At 71.8% G+C, this 18,982-nt stretch carries 19 protein-coding genes and 1 pseudogene; 10 read left to right on the top strand and 10 right to left on the bottom strand.

The window, feature by feature from the left end:
* Nucleotides 1-27: 27 nt before the first annotated feature.
* Nucleotides 28-783: a hypothetical protein gene (locus DT019_RS23685; protein ID WP_388976683.1), complete on the top strand. Its 756-nt coding sequence runs from the start codon at nt 28-30 to the stop codon at nt 781-783.
* A 19-nt stretch (nt 784-802) separates the two neighbouring features.
* Here DT019_RS23685 and DT019_RS23680 read toward each other — a convergent pair whose 3' ends face one another.
* Complete coding sequence (locus DT019_RS23680; protein ID WP_114038900.1) at nt 803-1,312, bottom strand: hypothetical protein; 510 nt, start codon at nt 1,310-1,312, stop codon at nt 803-805.
* Nucleotides 1,313-1,380: 68 nt separating this feature from the next.
* Here DT019_RS23680 and DT019_RS23675 point away from each other — a divergent pair, with 68 nt between their 5' ends.
* Complete coding sequence (locus DT019_RS23675) at nt 1,381-2,283, top strand: DMT family transporter (protein ID WP_114038899.1); 903 nt, start codon at nt 1,381-1,383, stop codon at nt 2,281-2,283.
* A gap of 3 nt (nt 2,284-2,286) precedes the next feature.
* Here DT019_RS23675 and DT019_RS23670 read toward each other — a convergent pair whose 3' ends face one another.
* Nucleotides 2,287-3,411, bottom strand: a complete 1,125-nt coding sequence (locus tag DT019_RS23670; RefSeq protein ID WP_114038898.1) for a magnesium and cobalt transport protein CorA — start codon at nt 3,409-3,411, stop codon at nt 2,287-2,289.
* A 466-nt stretch (nt 3,412-3,877) separates the two neighbouring features.
* On the opposite strand from DT019_RS23670, the gene DT019_RS23665 reads away from it, so the two are divergent.
* Nucleotides 3,878-4,462 (top strand): suppressor of fused domain protein, encoded by a 585-nt coding sequence (locus DT019_RS23665; RefSeq protein ID WP_114038897.1) that lies wholly within the window; start codon nt 3,878-3,880, stop codon nt 4,460-4,462.
* Nucleotides 4,463-4,534: 72 nt separating this feature from the next.
* On the opposite strand, the pseudogene DT019_RS23660 reads toward DT019_RS23665, so the two are convergent.
* A pseudogene (locus DT019_RS23660) lies at nt 4,535-5,777 on the bottom strand (MFS transporter).
* 231 nt (nt 5,778-6,008) lie between these two features.
* Here DT019_RS23660 and DT019_RS23655 point away from each other — a divergent pair.
* The 3 genes from DT019_RS23655 to DT019_RS23645 all read left to right on the top strand — a co-directional run bounded on the left by DT019_RS23655 (nt 6,009) and on the right by DT019_RS23645 (nt 8,376).
* A complete protein-coding gene (locus DT019_RS23655; protein WP_114038896.1) occupies nt 6,009-6,647 on the top strand; it encodes a DUF6758 family protein in 639 nt (212 codons plus the stop codon).
* A 94-nt stretch (nt 6,648-6,741) separates the two neighbouring features.
* The gene (locus DT019_RS23650; protein ID WP_114038895.1) at nt 6,742-7,608 is read left to right on the top strand and encodes a PHP domain-containing protein; all 867 of its coding nucleotides are present in this window, start codon (nt 6,742-6,744) and stop codon (nt 7,606-7,608) included.
* A 162-nt stretch (nt 7,609-7,770) separates the two neighbouring features.
* Nucleotides 7,771-8,376, top strand: a complete 606-nt coding sequence (locus DT019_RS23645; protein WP_114038894.1) for a MarC family protein — start codon at nt 7,771-7,773, stop codon at nt 8,374-8,376.
* 107 nt (nt 8,377-8,483) lie between these two features.
* Here the strand turns inward: DT019_RS23645 and DT019_RS39720 are convergent, their stop codons facing one another.
* Nucleotides 8,484-8,636 (bottom strand): hypothetical protein, encoded by a 153-nt coding sequence (locus tag DT019_RS39720; RefSeq protein WP_189389865.1) that lies wholly within the window; start codon nt 8,634-8,636, stop codon nt 8,484-8,486.
* Nucleotides 8,637-8,912: 276 nt separating this feature from the next.
* Here DT019_RS39720 and DT019_RS23640 point away from each other — a divergent pair, with 276 nt between their 5' ends.
* Nucleotides 8,913-9,842, top strand: coding sequence for an NYN domain-containing protein (locus DT019_RS23640; RefSeq protein ID WP_223279727.1), 930 nt, complete (start codon nt 8,913-8,915; stop codon nt 9,840-9,842).
* Between the two features lie 320 nt (nt 9,843-10,162).
* Here the strand turns inward: DT019_RS23640 and DT019_RS23635 are convergent, their stop codons facing one another.
* The gene (locus DT019_RS23635; protein WP_114038893.1) at nt 10,163-11,026 is read right to left on the bottom strand and encodes an alpha/beta fold hydrolase; all 864 of its coding nucleotides are present in this window, start codon (nt 11,024-11,026) and stop codon (nt 10,163-10,165) included.
* A 97-nt stretch (nt 11,027-11,123) separates the two neighbouring features.
* Nucleotides 11,124-13,529: a DEAD/DEAH box helicase gene (locus tag DT019_RS23630; RefSeq protein ID WP_114038989.1), complete on the bottom strand. Its 2,406-nt coding sequence runs from the start codon at nt 13,527-13,529 to the stop codon at nt 11,124-11,126.
* Between the two features lie 382 nt (nt 13,530-13,911).
* On the opposite strand from DT019_RS23630, the gene DT019_RS23625 reads away from it, so the two are divergent.
* Nucleotides 13,912-14,673, top strand: a complete 762-nt coding sequence (locus DT019_RS23625; protein ID WP_114038988.1) for a ferritin-like fold-containing protein — start codon at nt 13,912-13,914, stop codon at nt 14,671-14,673.
* 21 nt (nt 14,674-14,694) lie between these two features.
* Here the strand turns inward: DT019_RS23625 and DT019_RS23620 are convergent, their stop codons facing one another.
* Nucleotides 14,695-14,958, bottom strand: coding sequence for a hypothetical protein (locus DT019_RS23620; RefSeq protein ID WP_114038892.1), 264 nt, complete (start codon nt 14,956-14,958; stop codon nt 14,695-14,697).
* A 271-nt stretch (nt 14,959-15,229) separates the two neighbouring features.
* Here DT019_RS23620 and DT019_RS23615 point away from each other — a divergent pair, with 271 nt between their 5' ends.
* Nucleotides 15,230-16,390 carry an acyltransferase family protein gene (locus DT019_RS23615; RefSeq protein WP_114038891.1) on the top strand — a complete coding sequence of 387 codons (1,161 nt, stop codon included), beginning with the start codon at nt 15,230-15,232 and terminating at the stop codon, nt 16,388-16,390.
* A 78-nt stretch (nt 16,391-16,468) separates the two neighbouring features.
* Here the strand turns inward: DT019_RS23615 and DT019_RS23610 are convergent, their stop codons facing one another.
* The 3 genes from DT019_RS23610 to DT019_RS23600 all read right to left on the bottom strand — a co-directional run bounded on the left by DT019_RS23610 (nt 16,469) and on the right by DT019_RS23600 (nt 17,856).
* A complete protein-coding gene (locus DT019_RS23610) occupies nt 16,469-16,696 on the bottom strand; it encodes a DUF3107 domain-containing protein (protein ID WP_114038890.1) in 228 nt (75 codons plus the stop codon).
* 151 nt (nt 16,697-16,847) lie between these two features.
* Nucleotides 16,848-17,489: a TetR/AcrR family transcriptional regulator gene (locus tag DT019_RS23605; protein WP_114038889.1), complete on the bottom strand. Its 642-nt coding sequence runs from the start codon at nt 17,487-17,489 to the stop codon at nt 16,848-16,850.
* 145 nt (nt 17,490-17,634) lie between these two features.
* Nucleotides 17,635-17,856 (bottom strand): hypothetical protein, encoded by a 222-nt coding sequence (locus tag DT019_RS23600; protein ID WP_114038888.1) that lies wholly within the window; start codon nt 17,854-17,856, stop codon nt 17,635-17,637.
* A gap of 135 nt (nt 17,857-17,991) precedes the next feature.
* Here DT019_RS23600 and DT019_RS23595 point away from each other — a divergent pair, with 135 nt between their 5' ends.
* Complete coding sequence (locus tag DT019_RS23595) at nt 17,992-18,978, top strand: alpha/beta fold hydrolase (RefSeq protein WP_114038887.1); 987 nt, start codon at nt 17,992-17,994, stop codon at nt 18,976-18,978.
* The last annotated feature ends 4 nt before the right edge of the window (nt 18,979-18,982 follow it).

Genomic DNA, 18,982 nt, shown 5'->3' with positions numbered 1-18,982 from the left:
TACATCTGTGTGAGAGGCAGCGCGCCGGTGATCTCATCCCTCCTGCCCGTGCGGGTACGGGCCCGTCGGGCCGCTCTGCCCGTCGCGCTGTGCGCGGGGCTCGCCGCGGCGCTCACCGCCTGCGGTTCGGACCCGGACGAGGGGACCAACGGCGTCGGCAAGCTGTCCGCGACCGAGATCGAGAACAAGGCGCGCACGGCGGCCGACGGCGCCGACGCGGTGCGCCTGTCGGGGACGCTGGTCAGCAAGGGCGGCTCGTACAAGATCGACATGAGGCTGAAGGGCAGCGGCGGTACGGGCACGGTCACCTCGCAGAAGAGCACCTTCGGGCTGCTGCGGGTGGGGGACGACCTGTTCCTCAAGGCCGACGCGGGGTTCTGGTCGCACAGCGGCTCCGGCGGCTCGGGCGGCGCGGCCTCGGCGGCGGGCAAGCTCGACGACAAGTACGTCAAGGTGCCCTCGGGGGATCCGGCCTACCAGCAACTGCGCGGGTTCACCGAGAAGGCGGTCCTGCTCAAGGGGATGCTCGGGCTTCAGGGCGCGCTGTCCAAGGGCGACCGGGCCGAGGTCGGCAAGGTCCGTACGGTACGGATCGCGGCGGGCAAGGACGGCGAGGGCGGCACCCTCGACGTCGCCCTCCAGGGGACGCCCTACCCCTTGCGCTTCGAGCGGGCCGGCGGGGCGGGCGTCCTCGAACTGGCCGACTGGAACAAGGACTTCCCGCTCGCGCCCCCGGCCAAGGGCGACACCGTGGACTACGGCCAGCAGCTCCCCAAGACCTGACCCGGGGCGCCGCCGCGGTTCAGCGCCGCTTGCGCCGGAACAGCAGGCTGGGCAGGGCCGCGGGCACCGGGTGCCGGGTCGTGGCCGGGGTCGCCACCGGGGGCGTGGCCAGGGAGCCTTCGGGGGCCGCGCCGAGCGGGCCGGTCGGGGTCAGGCGCAGCAGCCGGCACTCGCGCGCCCAGCGGGCCGGCATCGCCTCGCCGTCCGGGGCGTTGAGGCGCTTGCCCTTCAGCTCGGCGATCGCGGTGTCCCACGCCTCGCCGCCCGCCGGGATCTCGGAGATCGCGGCGGTCCACGCCACCAGACGGCCGCCCTTGTCCTTGGAGCGGACCGTCACCTGCGCGGTGCCACCGTCCGCGAGCCCGTCGAGCGGCTGCTCGCCCGGGCCGCCGCCCACGACATGGGCCGCGCCGTCGAGCCACACGTGCCACAGGGCCCGCTCGGCCACCCCGGTGCCGCGCACCCAGATGAGCCCGGACTTCTTGGTGGCCTCCTCGACAAGGGCCTGGTCGAGCAACGTCTGCGTCATGCCACCACCCTAGAGGCCCCGAACAATAGTCAGTTCCGTAATTCGCGCATGCCCCTTACGCTGCGGCCGTGACCACTGCCACCACGCCCGCGCCCACCGTGGCCGCCGTCCCCCGCGCCGATGTCGCGCTGCTCGTCGTCGCCCTCGCCAGCGTCTCGCTGTCCGCGCCGCTGATCGCCGCCACCGCCGCGCCCGCGCTGGCCATCGCCTTCTGGCGCAACGCCCTCGCGGTCGGCGCGCTGACCCCGGTGGCCTGGTTCAGGCACCGGGCCCGGCTGCGCGCGCTCACCCGGCGCGAGGTGGGGCTCACCCTCGGCGCGGGCGGTCTGCTCGCGCTGCACTTCGGGCTGTGGCTGCCGAGCCTGAGCATGACGTCGGTCGCCTCGTCGACGGCGCTGTGCACCACCACCCCGATATGGACGACGATCGCGCTGCGCCTGCGCGGCCACCGTCCGCCGGGCCTGGTGTGGGCGGGCACCCTGGCCGCCTGCACCGGCGTCGTCCTGCTCACCGGCGTCGACCTCACCCTGTCGCCGCGCGCGCTTGCGGGCGACGCGCTCGCGCTCGGCGGGGGCATCGCGGCCGCCGGGTACGTGCTGCTCGGCGCCGAGGTCCGCAAGAGCGTCGCCACCGTCCCGTACACCTACCTCTGCTACGCGACGGCCGCCGCCGGGCTCCTGGTGGCGGCGCTCGTCAGCGGGGCCGAACTCACCGCGTACGACGGGGTGACCTGGCTGAAGCTGGCGGTGCTCACGCTCGCCGCCCAGCTGCTCGGCCACTCGCTGTTCAACCGGGTGGTGGCGAGCCTCGGCCCGTCCGTCACCGCCACGGCGATCCTGCTCGAAACGCCCGGCGCCGCCCTCATCGCCGCGCTCTGGCTCGGCCAGCAGCCCCCGGTCCTCGCCTACCCGGCGCTGGTCGTGATCCTGGCCGGGCTCGCCCTCGTCGTGCGGGCGAACCGGGCCGGCTGAACCTCAGAGCCAGCCGTTGCGCTTCAGGATGCGGTGGATGCCGAGGCAGACCACGGCCACCATGCCCATCGAGATCGGGTAGCCGTACTTCCAGTGCAGCTCGGGCATGTTGTCGAAGTTCATGCCGTACACACCGCACACCATCGTCGGTACGGCGATGATCGCCGCCCAGGACGTGATCTTGCGCATGTCTTCGTTCTGGGCGACGGAGGCCTGGGCGAGGTTGGCCTGGAGGATGGAGTTGAGCAGCTCGTCGAAGCCGACGACCTGCTCCTGCACCCGGGCGAGGTGGTCGGCGACGTCGCGGAAGTACGTCTGGATGTCGGGGTCCACCAGCCGCATCGGTCGCTCGCTGAGCAGCTGCATGGGACGCAGGAGCGGCGAGACCGCGCGCTTGAACTCCAGCACCTCGCGCTTGAGTTGGTAGATCCGGCCCGCGTCCACACCGCGCGGGCTGCCCTTGGCCGGCGCCGAGAACACCTCGATCTCGACCTCGTCGATGTCGTCCTGCACCGCGTCCACGACCGCGAGGTAGCCGTCGACGACCTGGTCGGCGATGGCGTGCAGGACGGCGGAGGGCCCCTTGGCCAGGAGCTCCGGGTCGTCCTGGAGGCGCTTGCGCAGCGCGCGCAGCGAGCCCTGGCCGCCGTGCCGGACGGTGATGACGAAGTCCCGCCCGGTGAAGCACATCACCTCGCCGGTCTCCACGACCTCGCTGGTCGCGGTGAGCTCGGCGTGCTCGACGTAGTGGATGGTCTTGAAGACGGTGAACAGGGTGTCGTCGTAGCGCTCCAGCTTCGGCCGCTGGTGGGCGTGGACGGCGTCCTCCACGGCGAGCGGGTGCAGCCCGAACTCGGCCGCGATACCGGCGAATTCGGCCTCGGTCGGCTCGTGCAGGCCGATCCACACGAAGCCCCCGTCCTCGCGCGCCCGCCGCATGGCCTCACGGGGCGTCAGGCAGCCGGTGCCCTCGCCGGACCCTGCGCGCCGCCCGTCGCGGTAGACCGCGCAGTCGACGACGGCGCTGCTGGCCGAGGGATCGCGGGTGGTGTCGTAGCCGTTGTAGGGGGCGCTGGTCTTGCGCAGCGCGGGACGGACCACGGCACGCAGGTCACGGATCATCGACATGGCAGGACTCCTTCACGGAGGGGCCGTCGGGGCGTGACGCTCTGGAACTGCCCGGAGAGGGACGTGCTGTGACGAAAGGGGCCAAGGGGGCGAATCGGCCCCGAACGGCATCGACCACACACGTTCGCACAGCGGGCGGCACCACAGGGGCACGCGGAGACGGCGTTCGCTACTGAAACGGACAGACGAGGTGATGTGCTCTTCCGTTGGGCGAGACGCCATGAGACGCGGGTGTTTCCTGACCCGGGGGCCGGGTAAGGAGGGTCTCAGATCACCGGGAACAACGCAGGCGCGCGGAAGAGCGGTTGGTACTGCCAGGCCGACTTCGATCCATCGCAGCCCCACCTCCTCCAGCCGGTCCCCCGTGGGGAACTACCTGCTGTCCCGAACAGCGGCCAAGACTATCAGCCCACTCTTGCGTCAAGCCCCGGCTTTGCCGCTTGCATACGCCTTCTATGCTCGCCCCATGGTTGATGTTCTTGCTCTCGTCGAGGCCCGTCTGCACACCGCCCTGGGCGAGCCGGACGCGCGCGCCGCGGTCACCTTCCTCGGTACCGACCGCATCGAGGTGCTGCGGTTCTCCGAGGGCGACATCGTCCGCTACGCGACCCTCGGGATGTCCGCCCAGCCCATGGCCGACCCCACCTCCGCGCTCGCCGACCCGGTGAAGGGGCCGCGGGCCGAGCTGGTCCTTTCCGTGCGCGCCGGGCTCGCCGACACCGACAAGGTGCTGCGCCCGCTCGCCGTGCTGGCCGCCTCCCCGCAGGTGGAGGGTCTGGTGGTGGCCCCCGGGGCCTCGCTCGACACCGGCGAACCGCTGTGGCCCGGCGCCCCGTTCACCTCGGTCCTGGTCGCCGAGCCGGGCGGCCTGGTCGAGGACCTGGAGCTCGACGCCCCGATGGACCCGGTGCGTTTTTTGCCGCTGCTTCCGATGACCACCAACGAGGCCGCCTGGAAGCGGGTCCGCGGCGCCGAGGCGCTGCACGAGCGCTGGCTGTCGAGCGGCACCGACCTGCGCGACCCGCTGCGCAGGTCCGTGGCGCTCGACTAGAACGACCCGGGCGCCCCCGGTGCCGGCTGGAGCCGAACCGGGTGCGCGTTCAAGGGAGTTGAGGGGCAGGGCCTAGTCGGCGAAGGCCGACACCCCGTCCTCGGTGGCGTGCGCGGGCTGGAGCTCCACCGCCTCGTGGACGAGCGAGGCGCGGCGGACCCACACGATCGCCGCGCCGAGCACGGCGGCCACGGCCGCGACCACGAACGGGACATGGATGTCGCTCCACTCCTCGATCTTCGGCGCGAAGTAGGGGGCCGCGGCCGCCGCGAACCAGCGCACGAAGTTGTAGCCCGCGCTCGCCACCGGCCGGGGCGCGTCCGATACGCCGAGGGCCAGCTCGGTGTACACGGTGTTGTTGAGGCCGATGAACGCGCCGGACGCGATGGTCGCGGCGACCGCCGTGGTGTGGCCGCCGTAGCCCAGCACGAGCAGGTCGGCGGCGAGCAGCACCAGCGATCCGCCGAGCACCTTCAGCGAGCCGAACCGCTCCTGGAGCCGGGGCGCGACGAGCACCGAGAACACGGCGAGCAGCACGCCCCAGGCGAAGAAGACGCCGCCCGACCTGTACGGCGACATGTTCAGCACGAACGGGGTGAAGGCCAGCACCGTGAAGAAGGCGTAGTTGTAGAAGAAGGCGGACGCCGCCGCCGAGGCGAGGCCGCCGTGACCCAGCGCCCTGATCGGGTCGAGCAGCGAGGTCCGGCGGGCGGGCCTGGGCTGCTCCTTGAGGAACGCCGTGATCGCGACGAAGCCGATCGCCATGAGGGCGGCGGTGCCGAAGAAGGGGTAGCGCCACTTCATGTCGCCGAGGACCGCGCCGAGCAGCGGGCCGCACGCCATGCCGAGGCCGAGCGCGGACTCGTACAGCAGGATCGCCGCGGCGCTGCCGCCGGCCGCCGCGCCCACGATGACGGCGAGCGCGGTGGAGACGAACAGCGCGTTGCCGAGCCCCCAGCCCGCCCGGAAGCCGACGAGTTCGCCGACCGAGTTCGAGGTCCCGGCGAGCGCCGCGAAGACGACCACCAGGGCGAGGCCCGCGAGCAGTGTCTTCTTGCCGCCGATCCGGCTGGAGACGAAGCCGGTGACGAGCATCGCGACGGCGGTGATCAGGAAGTACGAGGTGAAGAGCAGGGACACCTGGCTGGGCGTGGCGTCCAGGCCCTTGGCGATGGACGGGCAGGATCGGGTCGACCAGCCCGATGCCCATGAAGGCGACGACGGACGCGCCCGCGGTCGCCCAGACCGCCTTGGGCTGGCGCAGCAGGCCGCCGGCTCCTGCGCCGTCGTCGAGAGGGTCCTTTCCTTGCCGCATGGCTGCTCCCGTTTCCCGGTGGATGACTGTGGCACCAGATCGTTGCGTGATACACACAATAACTTAGCCAAGCTAATGACTGCAAGATGAAACTACTTTTCCGGACAGGGTGCCGCCGGCCCGTCGGGCCCGTGCGGCAGGGCGTCGCGGCCGTCGACGACAGGCCGGGGCGCACTCCGGACGGGTGATCGTCCTTGACGGGGCGACGACCGGGGAGGACCGTGGGGCTCTATGAGGGGCGAACCCAGTTGCCCGAAGTGCGGAGGCCGGGTCAGGGCGCCCGGTCTCTTTGCCGACACCTGGCAGTGCGACGTGCACGGCCCCGTGTATCCGCTGCAGCCGGTGGTTCCGCCCAGTGTCGAAGCGCTGGAGGTCGTCGTACGCCGGGCCCAGGTGCCGGTGTGGATGCCCTGGCCGCTGCCGGTCGGCTGGCTGTTCACGGGCGTGGGGTACGCGGGTGACGACCGCAGCGGCGGCCGCGCCACCGCGGTGGCCTGCTCCGGCCCCGGCCCGCTCGGCGGCATCGGGGAGCTGATCCTGGTCGCGGAGGAGCTGGGCGTGGGGCTCGGCGCGCGGTACGCGGGCATCGACGGCCCCGACCCCGGCCCGTTCATGAGCGTCGACAAACCTCCGCACACCAAGGTCCTCGCGGCCGGCCGGCCCACCCCGCTGTGGCACGTCACCCGGACCCCGGACGACCGCGCGGTCTTCGCGGGCGAGGCGCGCGGACTGTGGCTGTGGGCGATCGTGTGGCCGGAGCAGTCCGGACTGCTCATGTACGACGAGCTCGTCCTGACCGATCTGCGCGACGCGGGTGCCGAGGTGGAACTGGTGCCCTGCGGCGCCCTCACTCCGCGCATCCTGTCCTGACCGCGCCCCTGATCGGGGACGGACGGGGAAGAGCGTCCTGGCGGTTATCCTTGACTGTCCCCTGATCCGCCCCTTATGCCCTGGAGTACGCGTCGTGCGCATCGATCTGCACACCCACTCCACGGCCTCGGACGGTACGGACACCCCGGCCGAGCTGGTCCGCAACGCGGCGGCCGCCGGGCTCGACGTCGTCGCGCTGACCGACCACGACAGCACCCGCGGGTACGCCGAGGCCGTCGCCGCGCTGCCCGCCGGGCTCACCCTGGTCACCGGCGCCGAACTCTCCTGCCGCATCGACGGCATCGGCCTGCACATGCTGGCCTACCTCTTCGACCCCGAGGAGCCCGAGCTCCTGCGCGAGCGCGAGCTGGTGCGGGACGACCGGGTGCCGCGCGCCCGGGGCATGGTCGCCAAGCTCCAGGAACTCGGCGTGCCCGTCACCTGGGAGCAGGTCGCGCGCATCGCGGGCGACGGCTCCGTCGGTCGCCCCCATGTCGCCGAGGCGCTCGTCGAACTTGGCGTCGTCGACTCCGTCTCCGACGCCTTCGTGCCCGACTGGCTCGCCGACGGCGGCCGCGCCTACGTCGGCAAGCACGAGCTCGACCCGTTCGACGCGATCCGGCTCGTCAAGGCAGCAGGCGGCGTCACCGTCTTCGCCCACCCGCTCGCCCACAAGCGCGGCCAGGTCGTGCCCGAGTCCGCGATAGCCGAACTGGCCGCCGCCGGACTCGACGGCATCGAGGTCGACCACACCGACCACGACGCTCCCACCCGCGCGCGGCTGCGCGCGCTCGCGGCCGACCTGGGGCTGCTGACCACGGGCTCCAGCGACTACCACGGCAGCCGCAAGCCCGTACGGCTCGGGCAGTGCACGACTGACCCCGAGATCTACGGCGAGATCACCCGCCGCGCCACGGGGGCCTTCCCCGTGCCGGGTGCGGGCGGAAACGGTCGCTCGTAGGGAGAGCCCGCCTCTCCCGACCACCCGGGGCCCCGTCCCCGCATCCCCGCTCCCCGAACGCCGCACGGGCCTGTCCGCGCGGCGTTGGGGGCCGGTCCCGGCCGGCCCGCGCAGCAGCGGCCCGGCCCACCTCCGTACGTCCCTCCCCTCGCAAGGCTCACCGTGTTCGACGCTGCCGTCTTCGGCTCCCTCTTCCTCACCCTGTTCGTCATCATGGATCCCCCCGGGATCACGCCGATCTTCCTCGCGCTGACCGCCGGGCGCGCCGCCAAGGTCCAGCGCAGGATGGCCTGGCAGGCCGCCGCCGTCGCGCTCGGAGTGATCACGCTCTTCGGCCTCGTCGGCCACCAGATCCTCAGCTATCTGCACATCGACGTCCCCGCGCTGATGATCGCGGGAGGTCTGCTGCTGCTCCTGATCGCGCTCGACCTGCTCACCGGCAAGACCGACGAGCCGAAGCAGACCAAGGACGTCAACGTCGCGCTCGTGCCGCTCGGCATGCCGCTGCTCGCCGGGCCCGGCGCGATCGTCCAGGTGATCCTGGCCGTCCAGAACCACGACTCGGTGTCCGGGCAGGTCTCGGTCTGGGCGGCGATCATCGCCATCCACGTCGTGCTGTACGTGACCATGCGGTACTCGCTGCTGATCATCCGCGTCATCAAGGACGGCGGCGTCGTCCTGGTCACCCGGCTCGCGGGCATGATGCTCTCGGCCCTCGCGGTGCAGCAGATCATCAACGGCATCACTCAGGTGATCCACGCCAACTGAGACCCCCGCACACGCCGAAGCGCCCCCGTACCCATCGGTACGGGGGCGCTTCACATACGGCACCCGCGGCCGTTCGACCGGCTCGCGGGAGCACTCCTTCTAACGCGTTACGAGGCCGCGGAGTCGGCCGGGCGGATGTAGATGCGCTGACCCATGGCGGCGGCCTGCTGCACAATCCGGTTGACGGAGGCGGCGTCCACGACGGTGCTGTCAACGGCCGTACCGTCGACGTCGTCCAGGCGCATGATTTCGAAGCGCATGGCTTCTCCCTTCGTCTGATCCTCCTGCTAGGAGAACTGCTGGTGCGGGGGGCTGGGTAACAGCCTGCTCCCACGAGGCGTCAGGGCGGTTGCCCGCCCGTTACGTGTGGATTGCGTGGCTCCTGTGCAACGCGTTCCGTAGGGATCAACGGGTTGCCTCCAGCAAACATTCCCTACGCTAAGGAAATTTTTCGAGTTGCTAAGGATTGGCCCTCGGTGGCGACCGGATGTGCCCGGTTGTGCCCCGTGCGTCACGACGCGGACAATGGACAGCGTATGGACGACTCCCAGGAACCTCAGTCGGCGCAGACGCCCCACGACTTCGCCGCCCAGCTGGATCGCAAGCTGGACCACACCAACGAGCTGCTCCAGCGCATGCTCGCCGAAGTCGCGAAGACGCCCTCCACCCACGCGATCTTCGTCGACGCGGGCTACGTCTACGCCGCCGCCGGTCTCCTCGTCACCGGCACCGAGGACCGCCGCTCCTTCGATCTCGACGCCGAGGGACTCATCGAGGCCTTCATCGACAAGGCGCGGACGATCTTCGCGGACAGCCGGCTGCTCCGCGTCTACTGGTACGACGGCGCCCGCCGCCGCATCCACACCCCCGAACAGCAGTCGATCGCCGAGCTCCCCGACGTCAAGGTCCGGCTCGGCAACCTCAACGCCAACAACCAGCAGAAGGGTGTCGACTCCCTGATCCGCTCCGACCTGGAGTCACTGGCCCGCCACCGCGCGATCAGCGACGCGGCGCTGATCGGCGGCGACGAGGACCTCGTCTCGGCGGTCGAGGCCGCGCAGGGGTACGGCGCGCGGGTCCACCTCTGGGGCATCGAGGCCGCCGAGGGCCGCAACCAGGCGGAGCCGCTGCTCTGGGAGGTCGACAGCCAGCGCACCTTCGACCTCGACTTCTGCAAGCCGTACGTCACGCGGCGGCCGGTCACGATGTACGAGCACGAGGGGCCGGCGCCGAGCCGCGAGGACGTGCGGTTCGTCGGGGCGCGGATCGCCGCGACGTGGCTCTCCGAGCGGGGGCGGGCGGCGCTCGCCGATCTGCTGCCCGGCCATCCCTATCTGCCCGGTCCTGTCGACCAGGACCTCCTCATCGAGGCGGAGCGGCTGCTTCAGTACTCCTTGCGTGGGCATGCGGATCTGCGGCGCTCCCTGCGCGACGGGTTCTGGCAGCACTTGCAGTCCCAGTACTGAGGTTCTGCATTCCCGGGGTTTCCCCGTGCCCCTGCTTTGTCGCTCAGCTGCGGGCGGTGGCGGGCTTGCCCGTGCCCCTTTGGGGTGGTCTGGTTGTCGCTTGGCTGCGGGCAGTTGCGGGCTGTTCGCGCAGTTCCCCGCGCCCCTTGGGGGGTTGGGGCGGAGGGCGCGTTCGAGGGGGCTGGCGCTATGGGTGCGGGGCTTCGGAGCCCGTTGGGGGCGCGGGGAACTGCGCGATCGGCCACCCACGGTCCGCAGATGTGAAGCCGGGTCGCGGGAGCGGAGCCGCACGGTCCGCAGGAAGCGCCGCGTGGGGGTGGTCAGGGGGTGTCGAGGGGCGACCAGAACTTGGTCAGGGCTTCGGCGAGTTCCGCCGGGTGGGACACATTGGGCGAATGATCCGCCCCCAGGATCACCGTGTGCCGCGCATCGACCCTGCGCGCCAGATGCGCCAGCTCGCCCACCGTCCACACCGTCTCACCCGACCCGTACGCCACGTGAAGCGGCAACGGCAGCGCCGCGAGCCCCTCGGTGCGATCCGGCTCGACCCTCAACTGCCGCCCGGTGGCCACGAGTTGGGCGGGCTGCGTGCTGAACCAGCGCCGCTGGAGGAACGCCACGATCTCGGGTGGATCAGGCACGTACGTCGGGTCCCGGCCGTCCAGCCACTGCGTGACCGCCCACACCCACGACGGCGGCAGCACCGGCAGCGCCGCCCGGAGCATCCGGATCTTCGTGCGCTGCTCGGGCCCGACCCGGCCGGGGCCGGAGGCGAGCAGCGTCAGGGAGCGGAACGCCGAGGGGTCGAGCCGCGCCGCGGACCGGGCCACGAAGCCGCCGAAGGAGTGCCCGACGAGATGGACGGGGCCGTCGCCGAGCGCGGCGACCTGCGCGAGCACGTCGCCCCCGAGGGTGCGCGGGGTGTATCCGGAGACGCGCCGCGGTCCCGGGCTCTCGAACTGCCCGCGCCCGTCCACCGCCACGGCCCGGTACCCGGCGTCGGCGAGCGGGTCGAGGAGGGCGAGGAAGTCCTCCTTGCTGCCGGTGTACCCCGGCACGAGCAGCACCGTGCCGCGCGCCCGTCCCTCGGGCCGCGAGTCGAGGACGGCGAACTCCTGGCGCGGGGTGTGCAGTCGGTACGCACGGGTGCGCGGCGGGAGGTCGAGGGAGCGCGGCTTACTCATGAGGGGAGCGTATCCGCCCCGCCCGCGAGGACCCGGGGCGAGAACGCGAACGGCCCGGCACCCCCACGGGGGACCGGGCCGTTTCAGGCAATGCGGATCACGCCTCGGGCGCGACCGCGGCCTTCTTCGCACGGGTGCGGCGGGGCTTGGCCGGGGCCTCGACCTCGACGGCCTCGACCGTGTCGACTACGGCCTCCGCGGCCTTCTTGCGGGTGCGGCGCGGCTTGACCGGGGCCTCGGCCTCGGTTTCGACCGTCTCGATTACCGGCTCCGCGGCCTTCTTGGCGCGGGTGCGGCGCGGCGCGGCGGGGGCTTCGGCCACCTCGGGGGTGGCTTCGGCGACCTTCTTGGCGCGGGTGCGGCGGGGCTTGGCCGGGGCCTCGACCTCGACGGCCTCGACCGTGTCGACAACGGCCTCCGCGGCCTTCTTGCGGGTGCGGCGCGGCTTGACCGGGGCCTCGGCCTCGGTGTCGACGGCCTCAGCCGTGTCGACTACGGCCTCCGCGGCCTTCTTGCGGGTGCGGCGCGGCGCGGCGGGGGCTTCGGCCACCTCGGGGGTGGCTTCGGCGACCTTCTTCGCCCGGGTCCGGCGGGGCTTGGCCGGGGCCTCGACCTCGACGGTCTCGACCGTGTCGGCAACGGCCTCGGCGGCCTTCTTGCGGGTGCGGCGCGGCTTCGCCGGGGCCTCGGCCTCGGCGACCGGGGCGGCCGGAGCCGCGGCGACGTCACTGATCGCGGCGGCGGTCCTGGCCTGAGCGGCCTTGGCCAGCTCCAGCGCGGCCGACTCCGGCGTCACGAAACCGACCTCGGCCGAGTCGCTCACCTTGCGCACCCGACGGCGGCGCGGCTTCGCCTCGACCGCCTCCACGACGGGCGCGGCGACCGGCGCGGAACGCCGACGGGGTGCGGCCTTCGCCACGGGCTCGGCGACCGGAGCCGCCTCGGCCACGGGCGCGGCCTCGACCACCGGCGCGGCAGCGGCCTGCGGCACCACCGGCGGCGCACCCACGCGGGTACGACGGCGGCGGCGCGGCGTGCGCGGCTCGGTCACGGTCTCGACGGCTTCGGCGGCCGGGGCCGCGGCCGGTGCGGCCGTGGTCGTCTCGGCGGCGTCCAGCTGCGAGCCGCCCCGGGTGCGGCGACGCTGACGCGGCGTACGCGTACGGGCCGGGCGCTCCTCGGTGACGACGGGAGCGGCGGCGGACCTGCGCCCGCGCCCACCGGTCTCGCCCAGGTCCTCGACCTCTTCGGCCGCCAGACCGGCGCGGGTGCGCTCGCCCCGGGGCAGCACGCCCTTGGTGCCCGCCGGGATGTTGAGCTCCTCGAACAGGTGCGGCGAGGTGGAGTACGTCTCGACCGGGTCCGGGAACTTCAGGTCGAGCGCCTTGTTGATCAGCTGCCAGCGCGGGATGTCGTCCCAGTCGACCAGCGTGATCGCGATGCCCTTGTTGCCCGCGCGGCCGGTGCGGCCGATGCGGTGGAGGTAGGTCTTCTCCTCCTCCGGCGACTGGTAGTTGATGACGTGCGTCACGCCCTCGACGTCGATGCCGCGCGCGGCGACGTCGGTGCAGACCAGCACGTCGACCTTGCCGTTGCGGAAGGCGCGCAGCGCCTGCTCGCGGGCGCCCTGGCCGAGGTCGCCGTGGACCGCGCCGGAGGCGAAGCCGCGCTTGGCGAGCTGCTCGGCGATGTCCGCGGCGGTCCGCTTCGTACGGCAGAAGATCATCGCGAGCCCGCGGCCCTCGGCCTGCAGGATGCGCGCGACCATCTCCGGCTTGTCCATGGAGTGGGCGCGGTAGACGAACTGCTGGGTGTTCGCGACCGTCGTGCCCTCGTCGTCCGGCGAGGTGGCGCGGATGTGCGTCGGCTGCGACATGTAGCGGCGGGCGAGGCCGATGACGGCGCCCGGCATGGTCGCGGAGAACAGCATGGTCTGGCGCTTCGGCGGCAGCAGCTGGATGATCTTCTCGACGTCCGGCAGGAAGCCGAGGTCGAGCATCTCGTCCGCCTCGTCGAGGACGAGCGCCTTGACATGGGAGAGGTCGAGCTTCTTCTGCCCGGCGAGGTCGAGCAGGCGGCCCGGGGTGCCGACGATCACGTCGACGCCCTTCTTGAGCGCCTCGACCTGGGGCTCGTACGCCCGGCCGCCGTAGATGGCGAGCACGCGGACGTTGCGGACCTTGCCCGCGGTGAGCAGGTCGTTGGTCACCTGCTGGCACAGCTCGCGCGTCGGAACGACGACGAGGGCCTGCGGGGTGTTGGTGAGCCGGTCGGCCGCCGCCCGGCCCGCCTCGACGTCGGCGGGGACGGTGACGCGCTCCAGGATCGGCAGACCGAAGCCGAGCGTCTTGCCGGTGCCGGTCTTGGCCTGCCCGATGATGTCGGTGCCGGAGAGCGCGACGGGGAGCGTCAGCTCCTGGATGGGGAAGGGGGACACGATGCCGACGGCTTCAAGGGCTTCGGCGGTCTCGGGAAGGATCCCGAGCTCTCGGAACGTAGTCAGGGTGCTGCCTCTTCTGTGAGACGCGGTACGGAGGCGAACGCGGCGGGTCTTACCGTGCCCATTTCGTCCGGCGGGATCAGAGTTCGATCGTGTTGCCGGGTGGCGCGGGACCACTGCCGTCGCTCAAGCGCTCGTGCCGCTGAGGGATCCCTCTTCAGTGGCACGTACTGATACGTGCCCCGCGGAGGGCTGTCGGGTCGGAGCCGACCGGAGCAACCGACCGGGCATCCTCATTCGTGCGGCCCGTCGAAATACTCGGCAGGCGCATTACCACTGTACCCCGGATTCGCGCATGTGTGTCGGGAGAATTTGCGGGTCCGGTGCGACGGGTGTGAGCCACGAGGCCCTTACGGCCCGTCCCGGGCGGGCTATTGTGCGGTTCATGGAGACGTCTGACAACGCCACTGCAACCGAAGAATCCACCCCGGAGCCCGAGCGCACCGGGATCGCGGCCCAGGACTGGGCGGCGGCCTCCGCGGTTCCCCAGTACCGCGCCGCGGTGGTGGACCTCCTCGGCGCCCTCGCCTACGGCGAGCTCGCGGCCTTCGAGCGGCTCGCCGACGACGCGAAGCTGGCGCCCTCCCTGGCGGACAAGGCGGAGCTGGCGAAGATGGCGTCCGCGGAGTTCCACCACTTCGAGCGACTGCGGGACCGGCTCGCGCAGATCGACGCGGAGCCCACGGCCGCGATGGAGCCCTTCGCCAAGGCCCTGGACGACTTCCATCACCAGACCGCCCCGTCGGACTGGCTGGAGGGCCTGGTCAAGGCGTACGTCGGCGACTCGATCGCGAGCGACTTCTACCGCGAGGTCGCCAACCACCTGGATTCCGACACCCGTTCCCTGGTCCTGTCCGTCCTGGACGACACCGGTCACGGAAACTTCGCGGTGGAGAAGGTGCGGGCCGCGATCGAGGCGGACCCGCGGGTGGGCGGCCGGCTCGCGCTGTGGGCGCGGCGTCTGATGGGCGAGGCGCTGTCGCAGGCCCAGCGCGTGGTGGCGGAGCGCGACGCGCTGTCGACGATGCTGGTCGGCGGGGTGGACGGGGTGGCCGCGGGCTTCGACCTCGCGGCGGTGGGCGAGATGTTCACGCGCATCACCAAGGCCCACACCAAGCGCATGGCGGCGCTGGGTCTCGCGGCCTAGCGGGACCGCGTGGATCGCCGCCTACGCCGCTGACCGGCGCAGGCGGCGCGTCGGTCGCAGGAGCAGCGAGAGCAGCACCGACGCGACGAAGGTGGCGCCGAGCACCGTGGTGACGCCGTGGCCGGGACCGATCGCCGAGTGGGTCAGGAAGGCGCCGAAGAGCCCGGCGAGCGGGCCGGCGGCCAGGACCGTGCGGCGGTCGGGGAGCCGGTGGGACAGACGGGCCGCGGCGGCCCACGCGAGGGCGAATCCCAGCAGGACGGAGCCAAGGGCTTCCAGCAGCATGTACGTCGCCTCCCAGGGGTGCGGCCAGGGCGGAACCGGTCACAGCCGTCCTACCCGACCCCTGCGGAACGCAACCCTCCCCTCACTGGGAGGAAGCAACGCAGGCGTGTCCTCGAACGGACATGCTTTTCCTGTGCGTACCGTCACACCTGGTGTCAACCGATGCCGTGCGAGCAGAAGCCGCACGTACGTTCCGCACAGGTGACTCCGAGCTGGCGCTGGGGGTTTTCCGCTTCGCCCAGCCGCCGCCCCGCGGCACGGAGGTCTCCCCATGTCCCAGCGTCGGCCGGTGCCCAGACTCGCGGCCCTTGACGGGCTCCGGCTCGTCGCGGCGCTGCTCGTGGTCTGCTACCACTACCTCGCGCTGAGCAGACCCTGGGGACACGATCCGTCGACGATCTTCCCGGGGCTGCACCACGTCGCCGAGTTCGGCTGGCTCGGGGTCGAGGTGTTCTTCCTGGTCAGCGGGTTCGTGATCGGCATGAGCGTATGGGGTCCCTCGCTGGGCGACTTCGCGGTCTCGCGGATCTCCCGGCTGTTTCCGGCCTACTGGGTCGCCGTGCCGCTCACCGCTCTGGTGGTGAAGAAATGGCCGGAAGTCAGCTCGATACGGGGCTGGGACGACGTCATCGTCAACCTGACGATGGTGCAGGCGGGCAACAACACCAAGAACGTCGACGACGTGTACTGGACGCTCTTCGTGGAGCTCAAGTTCTACGTCCTGATGGCCCTCGTGGTGCTGTGCGGGGTGACCTACCGCAATCTGCTGATCTTCTGCGGGGCCTGGACGGTGGCCGCGGCCCTTGCCCCCAGCCTCGGTTCGACGGTCCTCACCGCCTTCGCGATGCCGCAGTACGCGCCGTTCTTCATCGCGGGCATCGCCTTCCACCTGATGCGCCGCTTCGGCCCCAACGCGCTGCTGTGGGGCGTCGTCGGGTTCCAACTGCTGCTGGCCCAGCGCTACATCCACTACCGGATCGCCAGCAACCTCGGCCATGTGGCGGCCGAGCACCTGCCGAGCTGGCCGGTGCGGCTGATCATCCTCGCCGGGTTCGCGACGGTCGGCGCGATCGCGCTCGGGGCCTTCGACCGGGTGCAGTGGAGGTGGCTCTCCACGGCAGGCGCGATCACCTACCCGCTGTACCTGATCCACATGTTCATCGGCATGACCCTCATCCACCACTTCCGGGGCCGCCTCCCGGCCCCCGTGCTCGTGGGCTCGGTGGTCGCGCTCATGATGGCCACCGCCTGGCTCATCCACCGCTTCGTGGAACGCCCCGCGAGCAAGTGGATCCGCGACTCCATGAAGCGCGGCATCGCCGACGTGCGCCGGAACTCCCCGGGCCGCCGTCCGGCCCGGCCGCGGGCGGCGCCGCCCGCCGCGGTCGTCTCCGAGGAGAGCCGTCCGCTGCACCACGCGGGGGTCGGCTGAGCGGGCGCGCACAGCGAGAAGGGGTGCCACCAGTGAGCACTGGCGGCACCCCTTCCGGGATTTCCTCGGTTCCGTGTACTACAGCGCGCCGAAGCCCACGCGGCGGACCGCAGGCTCGCCGATCTCCACGTACGCGATCTTGTCGGCCGGTACCAGGACCTTGCGGCCCTTCTCGTCCGTGAGGCTGAGCAGCTGCGCCTTGCCGGCGAGGGCGGCGGCTACCGCGCTCTCGACCTCTTCGGCGGACTGCCCGCTCTCCAGAACGATCTCCCGGGGCGCGTGCTGCACGCCGATCTTGACCTCCACGGCTATGTCCCTCCGACCTCGTGCGGTGCGCGGTCAGCCGCGCCGTACGCTGCACACACTAGCCCGGGGTGACGACCTCGAAGCGCGGGTGGTGCACGCCAGGAGCGAACAGGAGCCGGGAATGGGGGTCCGGCGGACGCTCGGCGCGGGCTCAGTGGCCCTCGGTGCCGTGCAGCGGGAAGCCCGCGATGCCGCGCCAGGCGAGCGAGGTGAGCAGCGCCACCGCCTTGTCGCGGGGGATGGTCGACTCGCTGGAGAGCCAGTAGCGGGCCACCACCTGGGAGACGCCGCCGAGGCCCACGGCGAGCAGCATCGACTCGTCCTTGGACAGGCCGGTGTCCTCGGCGATGACGTCCGAGATGGCCTCGGCGCACTGGAGGCTGACCCGGTCCACGCGCTCGCGCACGGCGGGCTCGTTGGTCAGGTCCGACTCGAAGACCAGCCGGAACGCGCCGCCCTCGTCCTCGACGTACGCGAAGTAGGCGTCCATCGTCGCGGCGACGCGGAGCTTGTTGTCCGAGGTCGAGGCCAGAGCGGTGCGCACCGCGTGGAGCAGGGACTCGCAGTGCTGGTCGAGGAGGGCGAGATAGAGCTCCAGCTTGCCGGGGAAGTGCTGGTAGAGCACCGGCTTGGAGACGCCCGCGCGCTCGGCGATGTCGTCCATCGCGGCCGCGTGGTAGCCCTGCGCGACGAAAACCTCCTGGGCCGCGCCCAGAAGCTGATTGCGGCGGGCCCGGCGCGGCAGGCGCGTGCCTCGCGGGCGCGCCGCCTCGGTCTGCTCGATGGCTGTCACGCCGCCTCCCAAAGTTGTTCCGGTGCGCGATGTACGCGCGCCGCCATCGTACTTTTGGGTAACCCGGCTGTGCGCGGTGCGAACGCAGAATTTCACGGACCGGACGCGGTGGGTAGCCGGAGATACCCACGGTAAACCGAACAAATCATCGGTAGTCGTCCTCGTCCAGGGCGACCACGCGTGCCTGTTCGACGGCGTCCGCCTCGTTGGCGACCTCCGGGTCGACCCGGCTCAGCGGCTCGTCGCGGTCCTGCCGCACGTCCGTGTGCTGCTCGGCGGCGTCCGCCTCATTGGTCTCCCCGGACAGTTCCGCGCTCTCGTCGTCTACTTCCTGAAAGGTTTCCGGGTCGCTGGGATCGACGGACATGACTGCTCCCTTTTCGTCCACTTCGAGTGATTCGGGGGCTTCCTTACGAGCCTAGGAGTTCCCCGCGCAAGCCGCTATACGGCCTGTGACTGCGAACACATGAACCACGGTGTGATCGTCTCGTAACATTGCCGCATGTCTTCGACCGAGCTGCCGGAAACCCTCGCCGCCGCCTCCCTGGCGCCCCGGGTGGGAGCCGTCAGGGTCGCGGAGGGCGAGGAGCTGCGCTCCGTGAGCCTGCCCGGTCTCACCCTGACCATTCGCTCGCGCCCCGGGACGGGGCCCGGTGCGGAGCCCGCGCTCTACGTCCACGGGCTCGGCGGGTCCTCGCAGAACTGGTCGTCGCTGATGCCGCTGCTCGCCGACCGCCTGGAGGGCGAGGCCGTCGATCTGCCCGGCTTCGGGGACTCCCCGCCGCCGGACGACGGCAACTACTCCGTCACCGGGCACGCCCGCGCGGTGATCCGGCTGCTCGACGCGGCGGGCCGCGGGCCGGTCCACCTCATCGGCAATTCGCTGGGCGGCGCCGTCTCGACCCGCGTCGCGGCCGTACGTCCCGACCTGGTGCGCACCCTGACGCTCATCTCGCCCGCGCTCCCGGAGATCCGCGTCCAGCGCAGCGCCTGGCCCACCGCGCTGGTCGCGCTGCCGGGCGTGGCCTCCCTGTTCGCCCGCCTCAGCCGGGACTGGACCGCCGAGGACCGCACCCGCGGCGTGATGGCGCTCTGCTACGGCGACCCCGGCCGGGTGAGCCCCGAGGGCTTCGAGGCCGCGGTCCACGAGATGGAGCGGCGCCTTCAACTGCCGTACTTCTGGGACGCGATGGCCCGGTCGGCGCGCGGCATCGTGGACGCGTACACGCTGGGCGGCCAGCACGGGCTGTGGCGGCAGGCGGAGCGGGTGCTCGCGCCGACGCTGCTCGTGTACGGGCAGCGCGACCAGCTCGTCTCGTACCGGATGGCCCGGCGGGCGGCGGCCGCCTTCCGTGACTCGCGTCTGCTCACCCTCCCCGAGGCCGGGCACGTGGCGATGATGGAGTACCCCGAGACGGTCGCCAAGGCCGTGCGGGAACTGCTCGACGAGAGCGCCGACCGCGGCGCCGACCGAGGAAACAGGAGCTGATCCG

It is taken from the genome of Streptomyces sp. SDr-06 (assembly GCF_003324565.1).
Taxonomy (GTDB): Bacteria; Actinomycetota; Actinomycetes; order Streptomycetales; family Streptomycetaceae; genus Streptomyces.
This window is presented reverse-complemented; position numbering and strand designations above follow the sequence as displayed.

Bases quoted from the DNA above. Each gene is read 5' to 3' on its own strand.
- DT019_RS23680 (WP_114038900.1), bottom strand. From the start codon at position 1,312: ATGACGCAGACGTTGCTCGACCAGGCCCTTGTCGAGGAGGCCACCAAG.
- DT019_RS23670 (WP_114038898.1), bottom strand. From the start codon at position 3,411: ATGTCGATGATCCGTGACCTGCGTGCCGTGGTCCGTCCCGCGCTGCGC.
- DT019_RS23665 (WP_114038897.1), top strand. From the start codon at position 3,878: ATGGTTGATGTTCTTGCTCTCGTCGAGGCCCGTCTGCACACCGCCCTG.
- DT019_RS23655 (WP_114038896.1), top strand. From the start codon at position 6,009: ATGAGGGGCGAACCCAGTTGCCCGAAGTGCGGAGGCCGGGTCAGGGCG.
- DT019_RS39720 (WP_189389865.1), bottom strand. From the start codon at position 8,636: ATGCGCTTCGAAATCATGCGCCTGGACGACGTCGACGGTACGGCCGTT.
- DT019_RS23640 (WP_223279727.1), top strand. From the start codon at position 8,913: ATGGACGACTCCCAGGAACCTCAGTCGGCGCAGACGCCCCACGACTTC.
- DT019_RS23635 (WP_114038893.1), bottom strand. From the start codon at position 11,026: ATGAGTAAGCCGCGCTCCCTCGACCTCCCGCCGCGCACCCGTGCGTAC.
- DT019_RS23625 (WP_114038988.1), top strand. From the start codon at position 13,912: ATGGAGACGTCTGACAACGCCACTGCAACCGAAGAATCCACCCCGGAG.
- DT019_RS23620 (WP_114038892.1), bottom strand. From the start codon at position 14,958: ATGCTGCTGGAAGCCCTTGGCTCCGTCCTGCTGGGATTCGCCCTCGCG.
- DT019_RS23615 (WP_114038891.1), top strand. From the start codon at position 15,230: ATGTCCCAGCGTCGGCCGGTGCCCAGACTCGCGGCCCTTGACGGGCTC.
- DT019_RS23600 (WP_114038888.1), bottom strand. From the start codon at position 17,856: ATGTCCGTCGATCCCAGCGACCCGGAAACCTTTCAGGAAGTAGACGAC.
- DT019_RS23595 (WP_114038887.1), top strand. From the start codon at position 17,992: ATGTCTTCGACCGAGCTGCCGGAAACCCTCGCCGCCGCCTCCCTGGCG.